The sequence below is a fragment of the Bacteroides sp. CAG:633 genome (assembly GCF_000435115.1).
Classification (GTDB): domain Bacteria; phylum Bacteroidota; class Bacteroidia; order Bacteroidales; family Bacteroidaceae; genus Bacteroides; species Bacteroides ndongoniae.
In genome coordinates, this window is record NZ_FR883019.1 from 1 (window position 1) to 17,585 (window position 17,585).

Here is a 17,585-nt window from a genome sequence, read left to right on the forward strand (position 1 = left end):
TGCCTATATAGCAAATAAGAATATGCAAAAATAGAAAAAAAGCCAAATTCCACCACATTTCTCCCCAAGATAAGTACGGTCAAGACTTACGTTCAAGGAACTTTCTGCTAAGCCACCGACGAACCGGTTCATCGTACAGCTTCAGACAAAGATAAGCCAGCAGAATACTGCCTAAAAATACAGCTGTCGCCACCGGCCACGCCTGAGAGAAAGAAAGTTCTTTGCGCCACACCCAAGCATAGAACAAATACATAAAGGGATAATGGATGATATAAAGCGGATAGGAAATATCGCCCAAAAACTTGCAAACACGTGTGGAGGCATGGTCTGTCGTTTGCCCCGAAGCACCAAGCCATACCAACAACGGAAAAGCAAAAAGGACACAAAGGGAATCGTAAAGTCCATTATGCCACCAGGCGCCACCAGTCCCCAAATGAGGCACACATAGCAATATGGCTACTCCCAAACTGCACCACCAGAAAGCCCCCCGAATGTGTACAGGCTTGAATAGACGCGACATCAGTAATCCTACCGAAAAGGAAAACATCATACGCAGCAAACCACCGGGCAAATTGTAGTCCAACAACGACCATCCCACGCCCAAATGCCCGAATCCTGATAAATTGAACAAAGCGAACGAAGCCAGTCCAGCCCCTGTCAGCACCACCCATACAGTCAGCCACCTTGTAGACAAACGGCGGAGGAACAAGGCATAAAGCACATTGCCGATGTACTCGAAAAAGAGTGACCAACTGGGACCATTGAGCGGAAACATCTCACCATTTCCACGTACCTCCGGTGCTGAACCGGGGAGAGCCGGAATCAGAAACAAACCCAGCAATGTGGCCAACATCACATCAGAAAGAGCAACCGGCGTTCCGTCCCATTTCACACTACCTTGCACCATAAAAGACAAAGCCCCCAACAGAACACCCATTACCAGCATGGGATGCAAACGGATAAGGCGTCGCTTGAAAAAGTCACCCAGCCTCATCCGTTTCCAGCGGTCATCGTAAGCATACCCCACCACAAAGCCAGAAAGAACAAAGAAAAAATCGACAGCCAGATAGCCGTGATTGAATCTCTGGTCGACAGGACTGGTTGCAAAACCTTCGAATACATGATACCAGATGACCAGCAATGCTGCTACGCCCCTCAATCCGTCAAGAATCTCATAATGAGGCTTGGAGTCAGCAAACGAAGCGGAAGAAGTGATGTTTCTCATAACAAATATCAGTTTTGTTAGCCGTCAGTTACAGAACTATACGTCCTCGCACCAACGAGCTTAATTAAACAATAATGAGCCGAAAGATAGACAGAAAGTTCGGATTGTGCAACCCCCAAAACATCTCTTTTTCTCTTCCTTTATTCTTCCACCTTTTAATTCACCAAATCAAAAGACTCATAAACTTCAGAACCGATCCATTCTTACTCAAACGTCACTCCCTCGGTATGTTCACCTACAAAGATACGTGCCATGTCACCTGTCTTGTACCAGGTCGGCTTACCGGGCATGTTATCTGCGATACGCACACCGTTAATGACCAGGTTCTCGAAACGGATGTTCTTCACACGACGTTCTTTGTCGTAGCCGATAATCTGCGAGACCTCCGCATTGCTGCCTGTATATACAATATCTTTGAAAAGTACATCTTCGATACCTCGGCCCGGTGCCTGGCAATACTTCTTGTTATAGAAAATACGCAGATTCAACAACTGGCCTTGACGGAAATTCTCAATACGGATATTCTCGAAACGGACATGACGAATCAGGTTGTTGTCGCCAGCATTGATAGCAAGGCAACCTTGATAGTCAAGTTGTTTCTCTTTATGATCCAGAATGTCGATGTTTACGTAATTCAGATTCTCCAACACCTCTGGATTTTCTACATTACCGTGAATACCAATAAAGATGGGATGAGCCACGTCGGCCCACAGCGTAGAGTTCTGCATCGTAATATTACGGCATCCGCCTACGAATCCCATACGTGTGCCATAAACGGTGGTACAGTCGTCCGAATTGCGGCAAAACACTCCGTCGAAAAGGACATTGTTGCTGGCAAATACGTTCAGTCCGTCACCCCAGCCATAGGAACTGATGACCTTCACGTTGCGTATCGTCACGCTGTCCGAACCGCCCGTAGGGCATTGGGTAGAAATCAAACCCTCGACCAGCACATTTTTCGAGTTGACAATGCTTAACCCGGCTCCTCTGCCGTCAGGGTGCACTTTTCCGCGTCCCAGTATCTTGACATCGCGCACATTCACTGCACGGATACATCCCTTGACTACAGCACCACCTGCTACATAGACCGTCTTTCCAGACGGTACATTCAACGTATCGCCCGGCAGACGATGTACACCGGGACCGAAATAAATCAGGTCACGACGCCGCTTCAGTTTCTTCAGCGTCGTTCCTTCCAGCGGATTGTTCACGTCAATCGGATTGGCAAACAAGTGAAGATTGTGAAAAATATCACCGTTGACCTCTACCGAAAGATTGCGTGGACGATCTAACCGGAAAGTCAGCACACTATCCGTTACAGTCGGTACAATGCCGTATGAAAGAGGACGCACACGGGCAGTCTCAATGTTGCCATGACAAAAACGGACTTTAACTTCCACCTCGCCCGAAAAGTCGAAATAGCCCAACGAAGCCTTTTCCACATGATGTTTGGTATCTCTTACTTCATCCACTTTGACAGCGTACGTATCCACTTGCTTCCACTCGCCTCCCGGTTCACGCACATCGACAACAAAGTCGTTTTTCATCTCCTCGCCTTCGGGAGCGGGATAAGTAATCAGTCGGTTCTGTGCCCAGGCATTGTAAATAATGCCTAACAAGGCACCTGCAACCAACAGGGTTCTTTTCAATCTCATTTCTATATTCATATTTTTTAGTTTGTACTGCAGGTTATACGAAGATTCCTCAACATACGCCTAATCATCTTCAGAAAAATAATAGAAAAAAGATAATCAAAGTAGACTTTCCCATTAATGCAACAGAGTTTTTATTTCAGTTGCACGGGTGATGATATATTGTTTTCCATCTAAAGAAATTCGGCAGGGGCCAGATGCTGTATAATACCATTCTCCATCCAGATTTTCCAAAAGAACATTTATATTCTTATCAGCCTTTATTGTCAGACGAGGAGTTTCCGCATAAGTACCGTTACCCATAAAAAATATGTGATCTGTTTCACCTTGTTTCCCCCACAAAGCATACGTAGCAGCCGCTTTCATTTGCCCCATGCTACATACATGTGCAGCAGTGTCCGACGAAAGAATATAATCGGTACGTCCTTTCTTCTGTTTCACACAAATGCCCACATGACTGCCCTCTGCATTAGAAGTCACCTCAGGGAACGTGACAGATTCTATCAGACTGGGCTCCATGGCAGACGAAGGTTCGTAAATTGCCACAAAAGGACGATCCCAAGCTTCTCCCTCCTGGCGTGCTACGAAGGTAAGCGTAGGCTGTTCCTTTATATTATAAGGCATGCCCGGAGTACGGCTCAGTCCTTCGGTCATGGGGCTAAGCGCCTTGAAAACTGTACGCTGTGGCTGACCTTTCATCCACATATTCATATAAATATCGTCTTTATCCGGCATCTGTACGGTAAAGGTAGCCTTGATATCCTTATCGGTAAGGGTACACGACTTATCATACAAATAAGAATAGGCATATAAATGAGCTCCGGCAAAGGCAAGTTTATCGGTAGACTGTAAAAGCAGATCGGTACCGTCCGAAGCGGTCAGACTCATCGTCTGGCCCAGATTATGATAGAAATAATCGTGCATCTTGTCTCCTCCCAATTCCTTACGGCTACGGAAGATATCGACATAATATCCTGATTCGGCCCCCGTAGTTACAATGCCGGTCAGTCGGGTCTGGTCAGCACGGCTTTCCGGCTCACGGAAATATACTTCGCTATAAGTGACAGCCGGAAATTTGTCTTCACCAGCAGGTGAAGCAAGTGCGGGAGCCGGATAACAGGATTGAAGCTTGAAAGCATGATTACTCTTCATGACCGGATAACTTGATATACCGTCCACACACACTGTATTATGGCTGGGAAACTGGGAATAATATTCCAAATAATCCAAACCACTGTATGAGTACTGTCCGATACCGGCATCAGGTCCCAGCACATATCCTTTACCATATAGTTCCATCGAAATACCATTGGCATGCATGTGATTGCCTTCGCTGCTATTTAGAGAAACCATCAGGCTATGGCGACGGTTCATTCCGTTGCGCTGTACCAACCACGACACGTTCGGAGCATAAAATAAAGGAGATACATAATCTTCAATCTTGCCGGAGGCTGTCTTTTCGTCAAGAGTAAGTGGCTTCTCTCCAAAAAAAGAATGAATGGAAACGGGCACTTTACCGGCAGTCTCCGCCTGGGTAGCCGACTCAGGATCGAAGCACTTCAGCATGGCTGTGAAAAAGTTCTCCTGCTCTTTCTTACCGTTGGCACGAGCGTTCCGTATCATACGGACAATAGGAGTCGTGTTCAGATATCCCGGATGCGTATCACCAAAGCCACATATCATACGATTTGGGAACAGATATTGAGGTAAAGCCGAAACAGCTTTCGGAATAACCGGTAATTCGGAAATAAGATCGACATGCAAATTGCGGTCGAAAAGAGTGGTAAAACTGGTATAATCGTTCAGTACCACATTACTATAACCGGGACATTCGGCCCAAATACCGGTTTGAGGGTCATAGCCATAATCGGCCAGACGTTTCAAACTCCATTGACGGATACTGGAACGGTTGAGTACATAGTCTATATAATATCCACGCCCTTTACGGTCCTCATAGGCGTCATCATCCTCCAGCACAAGGCCGATATCCATCACATAACGGGCCTGCATCAGATTCCAATTGTTGTGGGGAACCCCGTTGGCAATGATATTGTCCGCCCATTTTTTGAAAGCGCCGGCATAGATTTCCATACTGGCGGCATAATGTTCCTTCAGATAATTATACAGAAAGTCGTACAACGGAACGAGGTCGTAAAGAATGTCTTCGTGAATCACCTCAAACGAACTCATGCCCACCAACGTTTGCTGATGTCCATGATTCAGATCGACCGGAACATTACGATAATAAATGCCTTGCATATAAGTATCGAATACGCCAGCTGCCAGTCGCGCGTATTTTTCGTCATCGGTCATCCAATAAAGGAAAGCAGCATCGCGCGCAATCCCAACAATCTCACGGTTCAGGCTCTCAATATTACGTCCGGTTTTAGAAGGATGCACTTTCTCTAAAGGGCGTCCGGGCAAGGTATTATTGTGAAAGGTAACATTACCCGCTTCGTCATCATCATACGGTTTCACATCTTCCAACCGGGGGCGTCCATAAGTAGCAACTGTTCCACGGGTTCCCGTATAACGTACAGTAGGGACAGGCGCTTTCGGCCCACCTGCATGGTCAAATACTTCCCCCTTGATATAAACATCGGTTGCATGTGAAGTCCAGTACATAGCCAATCGCGACAGCAACCAATCCGGTTGACTTTCTGTCCGTTCAGTGTATTTATCCGTACGTTGCTTCAGTTTTTCAAATACGTCCTTTGCCCAACTCTCATTTTCTATCAACTTCCATGTTTCATCCTTACCCTGTGGAGTAGTAAGATAACGTGGATGTTCCTGAGGCAATTGTGACAGATTTACACCGTTTTGCGACCATAACACAACCACCATGCATAGAAAAACCAATACCGTTTCAAGTCTTTTCATATCTTTAATTTTGATTTCTGTTTTATAAAGATACGAATTAAATCGTATTTCTACTCAACACGCTTATGCCATTTCGATTGTTTTACTGCATTTTTACATTATCATGACTGCAAGAAAATGGCTCGATTTGGAAAGTGAAATATATTCCAATATGAGAATAATAGTTAAGAAAGACTTTAACATTTACAACTTCCGCCACCTATCCACATATAAATATCTATATTTCAATATATTATCCAACAATATATCGTATATTACCAAAACCTTTGGGGATAGTAGGCAACATTCAAATCGAAGGTAGGCAACATTCGATGCAATAGTAGGCAACATTCGATACGAAGATAGCCTGATTTTATATTGAATACAAATTTATCTTGTCAAGCACATATAAAATTCATCGATCTTAAAATTATCGTTCTAATAGCAAAATACATATCCTCAAATTGTACAAAAAACATTTTCAACAGTCAATTCGCATAAATAGCCTATTTAAAGGAGAAAGCTACTTCACATACAAAGATTGAAAGACAATCGGATAAAAATAAAAAATAGCCTGTAGAAACAACACTGAAAACTTGTTTTTCCTTTGTCTCAACACCCACCTTTTTTTATCTTTGCAAAGTTAATATTGGGAAAATGATAAAGAGAGTACATATTCTATTACTTTATTTTTGTATAGCAATCGTTTGCTACGGACAAGAAGGCAAAATATTTACCGCAGACAAAGAATTGTCGAGCAGCATGATAAATAGTGTCTATCAAGACAAAGAAGGAGTTGTATGGATAGCAACCGAAGACGGACTGAACCGCTACGACGCAGCAAAATTCACAGTCTACAAAAATGATCCTCAAAACGAAAACACACTAAAGAATAACTATGCCCGCATTATGTTCGAAGACAGCAAAGACAATTTTTATGTGGGTACCTTGACAGGACTTCAGCTGTATGACCGTGCACGCGAATCGTTTACAACAATTCCCATGAAATTCACGACAGGCGACTACTATGGAAATGCCAATATTTCTTCTATCATCGAGCGTAAAAATGGTGACATTGTCATAGGAACTTCAGGACACGGCATATTTATTATTAATCCAGCTCAGGAAAAAAAAGAAGCCCTACAGCAATTGGATTTAGTACCTAGCTACTTAGTAGACTATGTATACGAAGACCATGACGAGACATTATGGATAGTCACACCTGATAAAGGTATATTCCACATAAACAAAAATAAAAAAATATCCAACTACAATAGTTCTGATGGAATTATTTGGCCATCAAGCATTTGTGAAGACAATAAAGGGGACTTATATATAGGCTGCCTGAAAAATGGCCTGTTCAGATACGACCGCAAGCAAAAAAGGCTCATACATATTTCATATAACAAAACTCCACTTCCTATCAAAACCCTTTATCCGATAGAGAATAAAATCTATATCGGTACAGACGGAAATGGACTTAGAATCTACAATACCGAAAAACAAACCATTGAAGAAGGCAATATCAATGCAGCCAGCTTCGATTTCAAAAAATCTAAAGTACATTCTATTCTGAAAGATAAACAGGGAAATATCTGGCTGGGATTATTCCAAAAAGGAGTTATGATAGTGCCCACTATCATCAACAATTTCAACTACATTGGTTACAAATCATCGACCCAAAATATCATCGGGTCCAGCTGTGTCATGTCGGTATGCCAGTCGCATGACGGAACGCTATGGGTAGGAACCGATAACGACGGTATTTATGGCATTAGCCCTAATGCTTCGAGCTGCCGGCACTTCACCCCCTCAAGCGATTCTCATTCCGTTTCTCCAACCTTAATGAGCATTTATGAAGATTCCCAGCATGACTTATGGCTAGGATCTTATCGCGATGGACTGGCAAAAATGAATCCACACAACGGACATTGCGACTACGTAAAATTGAAACTGCCCAATGGCGAGAAAGTACAAAGTGTATACAGCATCGTTGAAGACAGCCACCAACAGTTATGGATAGGAACGATGGGCACCGGCCTTTACCGTATCAGCCTCAAAACAGGTGAAATATACACCTGCCCCAGTCCACAAAACGGATTGGAATATCGCTCGGACGGCAATATGCTGCACAACAGATGGATAAACTGTCTGCTCCATACCCGTAATGATAAACTATACATAGGTACTTATGACGGTTTGGGCTGTCTCGACATACCTACCATGAATTTTGCTACAACGTACAAAGTAAACCGACTTCTGACAGGCGAAGTCATTTACGCACTTTACGAAGATGCAGAAGGACTAATTTGGATAGGAACGGCACAAGGATTGCGCTGTCTGACTCCCGAAACTGGAGAAATCAAAGAATATGGTATGAAGGACGGACTACCAAGTAACTCCATTTCAGCGATAAAAGGAGACTCAGAAGATCATCTATGGATCAGTACAAACTTCGGAATATCCCATTTCGATAAAAAAGCAAACAATTTCGTAAATTTCTACGCTAGCGATGGATTACAAGGTAATGAATTTACCAAAGGAACCGCCTTTGCCACAGAAAACAAACTGATATTCGGCGGAACAGGAGGAGTAACCATCTTTGACCCTCTAAAAATCATCAATCACAATAAAAAGCCAGAAATCCGCATTGCAGATTTCTATATCCACGACCGACAAGTAAGATTGGGGATGAAATCAGGCAGATATGATATTGTAAAAGCATCTGTTCCCGATGCAACAACTTTCCATCTGTCTCATAAAGACAATTCTTTCAGTATTGAGTTCTCGGCCATGGAATTCTACAGCCCCGAACGAATCAGTTATGCATATAGCTTCAACAATAGCCATTGGGTCAATCTACAACAAGGAAGTAATCGAGTTTCGTTCAGCGATTTGGCTCCCGGCAAATATAAATTTCAAGTAAAATCGAAAGATTATAATTCATATTCGGATATCAAAGCAATAACTATCATCATTTCCCCACCCTGGTATTCATCCTGGTGGGCACAAATTATTTATGTGATCATAGTCTGTGCAGTTATCGGTACTATTGCATATCAAGTACGACAACGCTACATCGCACGTCAAAAGATGCTTGAACATATCCATAACGAACAGCTACACGAAGCCAAACTGCAATTCTTTATCAACATCTCGCATGAGATACGGACGCCGATGTCACTTATCATTAGTCCGTTACAAAAACTGATAACCAACGATGCAGACGAAACACGGCAACAGACATATAAAATGATCTATCGTAATGCCGAACGAATTCTGCATCTGGTAAACCAGCTTATGGACATCCGGAAAATCGATAAAGGACAAATGCAGCTAAAATTCCATGAAACAGATATTGTTTCCTTTATACGCGATCAATACCAGACTTTTGAATATCAGGCTAATGCTAAACATATCGAATTTATATTCCAACCTGATTTCGAAATGCTGAACGCTTGGATAGATCCCAAGAACTTTGATAAAATCATACTGAATGTACTGTCAAATGCATTCAAATTTACTCCTGAAAATGGGAAAATATCTATCTACCTACATACAGGCGAAGATCCAGAAAGCGCCCAACCTGCTTTGCGGCATTATTTTGAAATTATCATAGAAGATACAGGCATTGGCATCAAACAAGAGGATATTGAACGTATATTTGACCGTTTTTACCAAATACGAAACAGTCAGACCAAGTCGACTATAGGCAGTGGAATAGGACTTCACCTGACGCGCTCACTGGTGGAACTACACCACGGTATTATCATGGCAGAAAATAATGTCAAAGGACCTGGCTGCCACTTCATTATCCGCCTTCCCATGGGCAGAAAACACTTGAAAGCTGAAGAAATAGATGATACGCCATCGGAAGATATTATCATATCGGAATCAACTTCCAACACTCTGCCTGCAGGCTTTGAATATGAAGAAGAAAACGATAAGAACAAACCCAGAACTAAAACCAAATATCAGGTTCTTATTGTAGAAGACGACAAGGAGATCAGACAATACATCGCTCAGGAATTAAGTACAGAATTTCATGTAAAAGAGTGCCCCAACGGGAAAGAGGCCATGAATCTGATTTTTGCAAAAACACCTCCAGATCTTGTCATCAGCGACATCATGATGCCGGAAATGGATGGACTTACTTTATGCCGAAAAATAAAACAGAATATCAATATCAACCACATACCAGTGATACTGCTGACAGCCAAAACACGCGAAGAAGACAATTTGGAAGGCTTGGAAATGGGAGCAGATGCCTATATCATGAAACCTTTTAGTATCGAAATTCTCAAAAGAACTGTCACCAACCTCATTAGGAGCCGTGAGATTCTGAAAAATAACTTCACTGGCAATCAAGAGCAGGAAGAACGCCTGCAAAAGATTGATGCAGATTCGCCCGATGAGAGACTACTTGACCGTGTAATGAAAATGATAAATGATAACATCGGTAACCCAGATCTGAATGTTGAAATGATAGCGCAAGAAGTTGGAATCAGCCGTGTACATCTGCATCGGAAATTAAAGGAACTGACTAACCAAGCTCCACGTGAACTTATAAAAAATTTGCGTCTGAAACAAGCTGCTGCTTTGTTGGCTGATAAACACCGTAACATCACAGAAGTAGCGATAATGACCGGATTTACCAGTACCACTTATTTTTCAACCTCATTCAAAGAGCTTTTCGGCATATCACCGTCAGCATATATGGAACGTTATCAAAAAGAAGAGAATATAGAAGAAAAGGCAGATAGCGACAAAGAGGAAAAAGCTGAAAAATAAAACCATAGTTGTTACGGCATAATACAAAAAGAACCATATTTTACTCACATTGAGCTTAATATGGTTCTTTTTATATTTTATCTTTTTCTAAAATAAAGGATCAGATCTCTCATTCACGTTCTACAATATACTCTTCACCAGGTTGTGTTTCGATATCATACTCATAAATTTGATATAATATTGGTTGTTCTGGCGATTTCAGTTCTTTAGAAACCAAAGGCTTGGTCAAAAGTGTAGCAGGAGCATTCAATGGATTAGGACATGCCCCTTCTGCAACTTTCAGGCCTTTTCCTTTCAATGGTACATATGAACGCAGGCGTAACACTCCTCCAATGCGGGAATGAATCTTTGCTTGAAGCAGCTGTCCGCCTTCCCAATCCATATCAACTTCAAAACCTCCACGAGCAACTAAACCTTTTACAGCACCCTCACTCCACTCTTCAGGTACAGCCGGCAACAAATGAACTGCTCCATCGTGACTCTGCAAAAGCATCTCGGCAACTCCCGCCGTATAACCGAAATTACCATCAATCTGGAAAGGTGGATGAGCATCGAAAAGGTTGGGATAAGTACGTCCCTCAGGGTATTCCCTTTGTTTATCATCACCAGGCAACAGGCAAAGCATATTCCGTATGATACGGTATGCATGATTACCATCGAGCATACGTGCCCAGAAATTAATCTTCCAACCAATACTCCAGCCAGTAGCCATATCACCACGCTGAAGCAACGTATTACGTGCAGCCTGAAACAGCAAAGGACTTTGAGAAGGAGTAATCTGATTGCTCGGATAAAGTCCATACAAATGAGAAATATGACGATGCTGGTCTTTCGGATCATCTGCATCGACAAGCCATTCCTGCAACTGATTGTAACGGCCTATCTGCATAGGCGGCAAACGCCGCAATGTCTGCTCCAAAGAATCGGCATAAGTTTTATCTCCACCCAACGTACGGGTAGCCAATAAAGTATTATATAAAGCATCGTATGCTATCTGATTGTCCATAGTACATCCAGCTGTGATGCTACTCGGACCGGCATAACCATGTTCGGGCGACATAGATGGAGCGGTCACTAACCAGCCATATTTCGGATGCTCTACAAGATGGCTCATATAAAAATCTGCAGTACCTTTTAATATCGGATAGTATTGTTTCAGAAAAGCCTGATCACCGGTAAACAGATAATGCTGCCACAGATGTTGAGCCAGCCAAGCCCCGCCATTAGGCCACATGCCAAAATAAGCTCCATCTACAGGCCCACACGCCCTCCATATGTCTGTGTTGTGATGAGCAACCCATCCTTTAGCCCCATAAAGTTCACGGGCGGTTTCTCCTCCTTTCACAGCCAATTCTGTCAGCATCTTAAACAAAGGTTCGTGGGTCTCAGAAAGATTGGTTACCTCAGCAGGCCAATAATTCATTTCTGTATTGATGTTAATAGTATATTTACTATCCCATGGAGCATACATGCTTTGATTCCATAATCCTTGCAGATTGGCCGGTTGTCCTCCTGGCTGTGAAGAAGAAATCAACAGATAACGCCCGTACTGGAAAAGCAATGTTGTCAGATTCTGATCATCAGTCTTATTAAAGTCACGTACACGTATATCGGTTTCTTTTTTTGAAGCATCGGTAGACGGAAGTGTAAACGATACCCGCCCGAACTGTTTCTGATAAGCAGCTGTATGGGAAGCCAAAGCATCTGCATATGATACTTTAAGGGCTTTCTTCATTTTATCAGCAACACGTTTGGACGCATTACCGCTGACATCGTTATAATTTATAAAATTGGTGGCAGCCGATATGTACAATGTTGCTGTAGTAGCACCGGAAACTGATAATTTCTCACCATCCCCTTTCACCTTACCATTGGTTTTCACCTGTATCTGGCATTCGGCATTTAAAGCTGCTGGAATACCTTCTTGCTCGCAGCCTTTGCATTGCATAGTAAGTTTATTACCCTTGGCCGATATAACTGATTCTAACGGACATTTATAAGCTACCGAAAAGTTCAAAGCTTTTTCCTTGTCTGCTTCAATACGGACAATAATCACATCGTCTGTAAAAGAAGAAAAGGCTGTACGTTTATATACCACTCCATCAACCTCGTACCGAACCGTGGCAACCGCTTTCTCTATATCCAGATCGCGATAATAATTCAACGGATTTTCATGCCCCGGAAAGTTGAGGAACAAACTGCCTAACGTCAGATAACGCATACCGTTTTGAGGAGTATTGAAGTTATCATCGATCATCTTTTGGGCTTCGCCAAACTTATTCTGAAAGATCAATTCACGTATTTTGGGTAAAGCTTCGCGCCCTTTCGGATTGTTATTACTATAAGGACCTCCTGCCCAGAACGTTTCTTCATTCAACTGTAGTTCTTCACTGCCAACACCTCCAAAGATCATTGCTCCAAGACGGGAATTACCTAAAGGAAGCGCCTCAGTCCAATTACGTGCCGGATGCGTATACCACAATTTCATCCGTGGGCCCATAGTTTCATCGCGTAAAGCATCATATCCCAATAAAGACAACATGGTAGATGCATAGCGAGTACCCAATATACGATAACCTTCTGCCGTAAAATGTAAATGGTCCTTTGCAACCGGACATCCAGCCGAGGGAATAACATGAGCAGTAGGAATCACTCGCGACAATGTATCTATAATTGCATTCATACTGGCGCAAGCTCCCTTCTGATCAGCATGTACCACCTCTCCAGCCAACAAAGGAACATCTTCAGCCTTCAGATTGAGATCACTCAACAGACTTTCATATACTTTCTTCACTTTCCGAGGCCACTCCTTATCACCCGTATTCGATTCTCCCTGATGTAACAAAATGCCTTTAATGACACCTTGCTTCTGCGCCTGACGAGCCAAATCGACTAAACGGCCATAAGGATTACCTCCATATTCTTTCACCATGTTTTTCATCCAGTCGGGCTGCGAAACAATATATTCATTATAATGATCTTTATCAAACAGCTCAATCTTACAACCACCTACAGCCACATTGATGACTCCGACCTTGATTCTCGTTGGAAGATTGGCTACCATCGTACGACCGAAATAATCGGCAGGAGTCAACCCTGTATAGCAACGAGCTAAAGGAGGAACAGCCGTATACCATTCACCCTGTTGCCGTCCCAAGTCAGGACAGTCGACTGCAGCCATTACCTTAAACCGCTCGTCAACGCCACAAGTATCTTGTGCCTCAATTTTTGCATTGCCTTCCATATTCGATTGTCCCAGACAAAGATAAACATGGAAGTCCTTATCCTGTGCAACCATTGCCACACTCAACAATGACATGCATAGCAAAGCTTTTAACTTCTTCATAATATCTTATAATTTTATAATTTGCTTTTCACCGTTATAAACTATCTCCTTTACAATCTTTCCATCTTTAGACGTAGGATCCATTTTCACAATCTTCAGATTACGCTGAACGGGCATTCCTGAATAATTTCCCTTACGCGGATGCAAAATCACTTTATTTTGCTTGTCTTTCCATTCGATTGTAAACGTAGCATATTTTCCTTTTTCATACTCATAATTGATACCTTCGTCCTCGTATACTTCAAACTTACCGTCTGCTCCCGGATAAATATTGATTTCCCAAGGCTTATTAGCCACTTCACCCGAATATTGACAAGCTTCGGACAAGGGTAATACAGAACCTGCTTTTACAAAAACTGGAATATGCTCCATCACGACAGGTACACGAACATTTCCAGAGGTCTTTTCCATTTTCTGTCCCGTATAGAAATCATACCAGCCACCTTTGTTTTCAGGCAAATACACCTCCTGTTCCTTTATATTCTCATCCACAACAGGAACTACCAGCAGAGCAGGCCCAAACATATACTGATACTTTTGTTTCAGCGCTTCCGGATCTGTTCGAAAATCCATCACTAACGGACGCATCAGTGTTCCACCCCGTAAAGCAATATTTGCATTTCCCGAATAGATATATGGCAAAAGTCGATAACGCAGATTCAAAGAATAACTTGCCAGACGCACAACCTCCTCACCGTAATTCCAAAACTCGGTATCAGTCATATATCCATGAACACGCATCAAAGGCAAGAAAGTTGATATTTGCAGCCAACGGATAAAACGCTCATGGAACCGAGGATCGTTATATTGGTTATACGGACGGAAAAAACCACCAGCATCATAAGTCCACCAAGGTATTCCGGAAGTCATAAGGCTAAGTCCGCCAGTGATTTGTCTTCGTAATGTTTCCCAATCATTTCCAACATCCCCTGACCATAAGGCAGCTCCGTAACGCTGTATTCCGGAAAAGCCACTTCTGGTCAATATCATTGTACGATGTTCAGGAGCATCTTTCCGACTACCTTCATACACCGTCTTGTTGACCATCAACGGATAAATATTACGTACAAACTCGCCCAGCAAGGTATTATCCATCACCTTTCTTCCTTCCAAATCGTCATTTTCCGGCTCGGTAGCATCCTGCCACCAGGCATCTATGCCATAAGGTTTCAGTAGACGGTTACTGAAATTACTCCAATAACCAGCCGCAGCATTCGGATTAAAAAAGTCAATCCAAGATGTCTGATCGATATAATATCCTTTCTGCATCATTTCCTTACCGACCTCACTTTGCGGATCGATTTTAGACCATACAGAAAGCATCAAACGAGTATTCATCGCATGCAATTCGTCTACCAGTTTTTTAGGATCCGGGTAGAAACTTTCATCAAAACGCATGGCATTCCATCCGTAACGTCCCCAATACTGCCAATCCTGAACAATGAGGTCCAGCGGCAGTTTGTTTTCACGGAATTTCTTTGTTGTAGCCAATATTTCATCCTGCGAATGGAAACGTTCCCGACAATGAATATATCCCAATGCCCACTGAGGCATCAGAGGAGCGTTACCTGTCAAGTTCCGATAAGAAGCAATAACATCGTCTGCCTCACCTATAAATATGGTATAGTCGACACATGCTGCTACGGGCGAACGAAGCACAGTTTCGTTATCTACTTTTTTATAATATAAAACAGGCTTATCATCCTTTTCCAGACGAGCTTGCAACTGATGAGTACCAGCTTCCAACTCGACAATGGTAGAGGCTGTAGGCGGAAGCCAGAGATTCTTCATCTCTAACACTTTCTTTCCATCAATTTCCAGATGATGGCTTCTGGCCATTTTCTGTCCGACATCCAGCAACAATGCATATTTACCTTTTTCCGGCACAGTCAATGTAGAAACAAAGACATTGCTTTCGCGTACTTCTGCTTTTCCACCTTCTGTTGAAGTGACATTTACAGTAACCTTATCCCCCACCGCACCTTTTTTCTGAAACTCGACTTTCTGATCGGCTGGATTAAATTCGGTCATACCATAATTGTTCCACAACAGTCCGAAACCACGACTTGAATAGAAAAAAGGAATAGAAATCTGGGTGTTAACTTGTGTCAATCTTCTTGAAAGTCCACGCACGTCCAAATATCCATCTTGAAATTGCCCTAACCCGAACAAAGCTTCGTCTTCCGGGGAGTCTATATGCAATTCTGCACAATAGGTATTTTCTCCCTGTATAACAGCAGGACTCAGCTTCGTATCAATTTCTGAAACAATCTTCTGACCTTTTTTATTCAGGAAAGTCAGTCGTCCACTCAGCTTTTCGCAAATTACCGACATCTGTTCCAATTGTACTTCAACTGTTTCCTTGTTCTCTTTCACTTTATACTGAGGACATGACGTACCTACATATACCCATTCAGGCAACTTGCGCGATTCGCCCTTCTTATATTGCACCCTGACGGCATTATCGGCTAAAGGAAGCAAACGAAGTGTATCGCCTTGTATAAGTACATCTATACTCTTTGTTTCAGATTGCTTTTCCTTTTCAGCACATTCCCCCTTTACTGGAAAAAGGAATGTGAAGAAAAGGATAGCAATCAATCCATACAAACTTTTATTTTTCATATCTGTCGACTTATCAAATTTGTAACACTCATCTTAAGAACATTCGGCTTACAAACGGCAAGCACTGATACAATGCCGAATGCCAATATTCCCAATCATGACCGCCATCACGTACTCTGAACTGACAGGGTATACCTGCATTTCGCATCGCCTGATAAAACTCAATATTACGATCGAGCAAGAAATCATCATCACCGCAATCTACATACCAAGCTACTGAACGCAAGTTGGCTTTACGACTTTCATCAGCCTTGAGTACATAATCCACACTGCTGTTTTCGATGACCGAACGTGTCAGAATGGCCAATTTACCATCGGGATTATCATAACGGGCTGCTCCCTGTTCAGGAATGCTCATCAGAGCACTCATGGCATACACTGCGCAAAACATATCTGTATGATGCTGACCATAAACCGTGGCACCACCGCCACCCATCGAAAGACCTGCGATAGCACGATGCTGTTTATCGCCTATCACACGATATTTTTTCTCAATGAAAGGCAGGAATTCCGTATAAAAGGATGTTTCGTACTTCCAGCCCGGCATATCAAAATAGCCATTCTGAAAAACTTCCGGATTGCCACCACCCGCATCAGGAGTTACGATGATCATTTCGCAAGCTTCGCCACTGGCGGTCAATCTGTCCATAACATCTTTTACATGACCGCGATTAGCCCATACGGAGTTGTTTTCCCACATGCCATGCAACAGGTACAGAACAGGGTACTGCTTTTGAGTATCCATATCGAAACTCAACGGTAAAAACACAGTATATGCCCGTTTAGCCTGTAATACTTCACTATAAATTGTATCGGTCACAATGCGACTTTGAGGAAATCCCTGTGCATGAAGCAATGCACATCCTCCTAAACAAACGAATAAAGCTATCAATATCTTTTTCATATTCAAAAAACTATTTTCCATTCAACTAAAGTTTCATCTGTCTGCCATTCTGCCAGCTGATCCGGACTAAATACCTGATTCATAAAAGCATAACGGTTTATTTTGTTTTATCAGTTGTAAACTGTCAGTTTATCAGTAATAAATCGCCAGTTTATTAGTAATAAACTCACAGTTTATCAGTAGTAA

The 17,585-nt window shown here is 42.6% G+C and carries 7 protein-coding genes; 1 reads left to right on the forward strand and 6 read right to left on the reverse strand.

Annotated elements, in window-relative coordinates; genetic code table 11:
* Nucleotides 1-79: 79 nt before the first annotated feature.
* From QVP67_RS03590 to QVP67_RS03600, 3 genes are all read right to left on the reverse strand, one after another.
* Nucleotides 80-1,225 (reverse strand): acyltransferase family protein, encoded by a 1,146-nt coding sequence (locus QVP67_RS03590; RefSeq protein WP_022162185.1) that lies wholly within the window; start codon nucleotides 1,223-1,225, stop codon nucleotides 80-82.
* Between the two features lie 203 nt (nucleotides 1,226-1,428).
* Nucleotides 1,429-2,880 (reverse strand): glycosyl hydrolase family 28 protein, encoded by a 1,452-nt coding sequence (locus tag QVP67_RS03595; protein WP_022162186.1) that lies wholly within the window; start codon nucleotides 2,878-2,880, stop codon nucleotides 1,429-1,431.
* 114 nt (nucleotides 2,881-2,994) lie between these two features.
* Nucleotides 2,995-5,721 (reverse strand): heparinase II/III domain-containing protein, encoded by a 2,727-nt coding sequence (locus QVP67_RS03600; protein ID WP_441293829.1) that lies wholly within the window; start codon nucleotides 5,719-5,721, stop codon nucleotides 2,995-2,997.
* Between the two features lie 672 nt (nucleotides 5,722-6,393).
* Here QVP67_RS03600 and QVP67_RS03605 point away from each other — a divergent pair.
* The gene (locus QVP67_RS03605; RefSeq protein WP_022162188.1) at nucleotides 6,394-10,527 is read left to right on the forward strand and encodes a hybrid sensor histidine kinase/response regulator transcription factor; all 4,134 of its coding nucleotides are present in this window, start codon (nucleotides 6,394-6,396) and stop codon (nucleotides 10,525-10,527) included.
* Between the two features lie 109 nt (nucleotides 10,528-10,636).
* Here QVP67_RS03605 and QVP67_RS03610 read toward each other — a convergent pair whose 3' ends face one another.
* From QVP67_RS03610 to QVP67_RS03620, 3 genes are read right to left on the reverse strand one after another with little or no spacing between them, the layout of a single operon-like run.
* Nucleotides 10,637-13,873, reverse strand: a complete 3,237-nt coding sequence (locus QVP67_RS03610) for a glycosyl hydrolase family 95 catalytic domain-containing protein (protein WP_022162189.1) — start codon at nucleotides 13,871-13,873, stop codon at nucleotides 10,637-10,639.
* A gap of 6 nt (nucleotides 13,874-13,879) precedes the next feature.
* Complete coding sequence (locus QVP67_RS03615; protein ID WP_022162190.1) at nucleotides 13,880-16,495, reverse strand: glycoside hydrolase family 31 protein; 2,616 nt, start codon at nucleotides 16,493-16,495, stop codon at nucleotides 13,880-13,882.
* A 28-nt stretch (nucleotides 16,496-16,523) separates the two neighbouring features.
* The gene (locus QVP67_RS03620) at nucleotides 16,524-17,399 is read right to left on the reverse strand and encodes an alpha/beta hydrolase (RefSeq protein WP_022162191.1); all 876 of its coding nucleotides are present in this window, start codon (nucleotides 17,397-17,399) and stop codon (nucleotides 16,524-16,526) included.
* Between the last annotated feature and the right edge of the window lie 186 nt (nucleotides 17,400-17,585).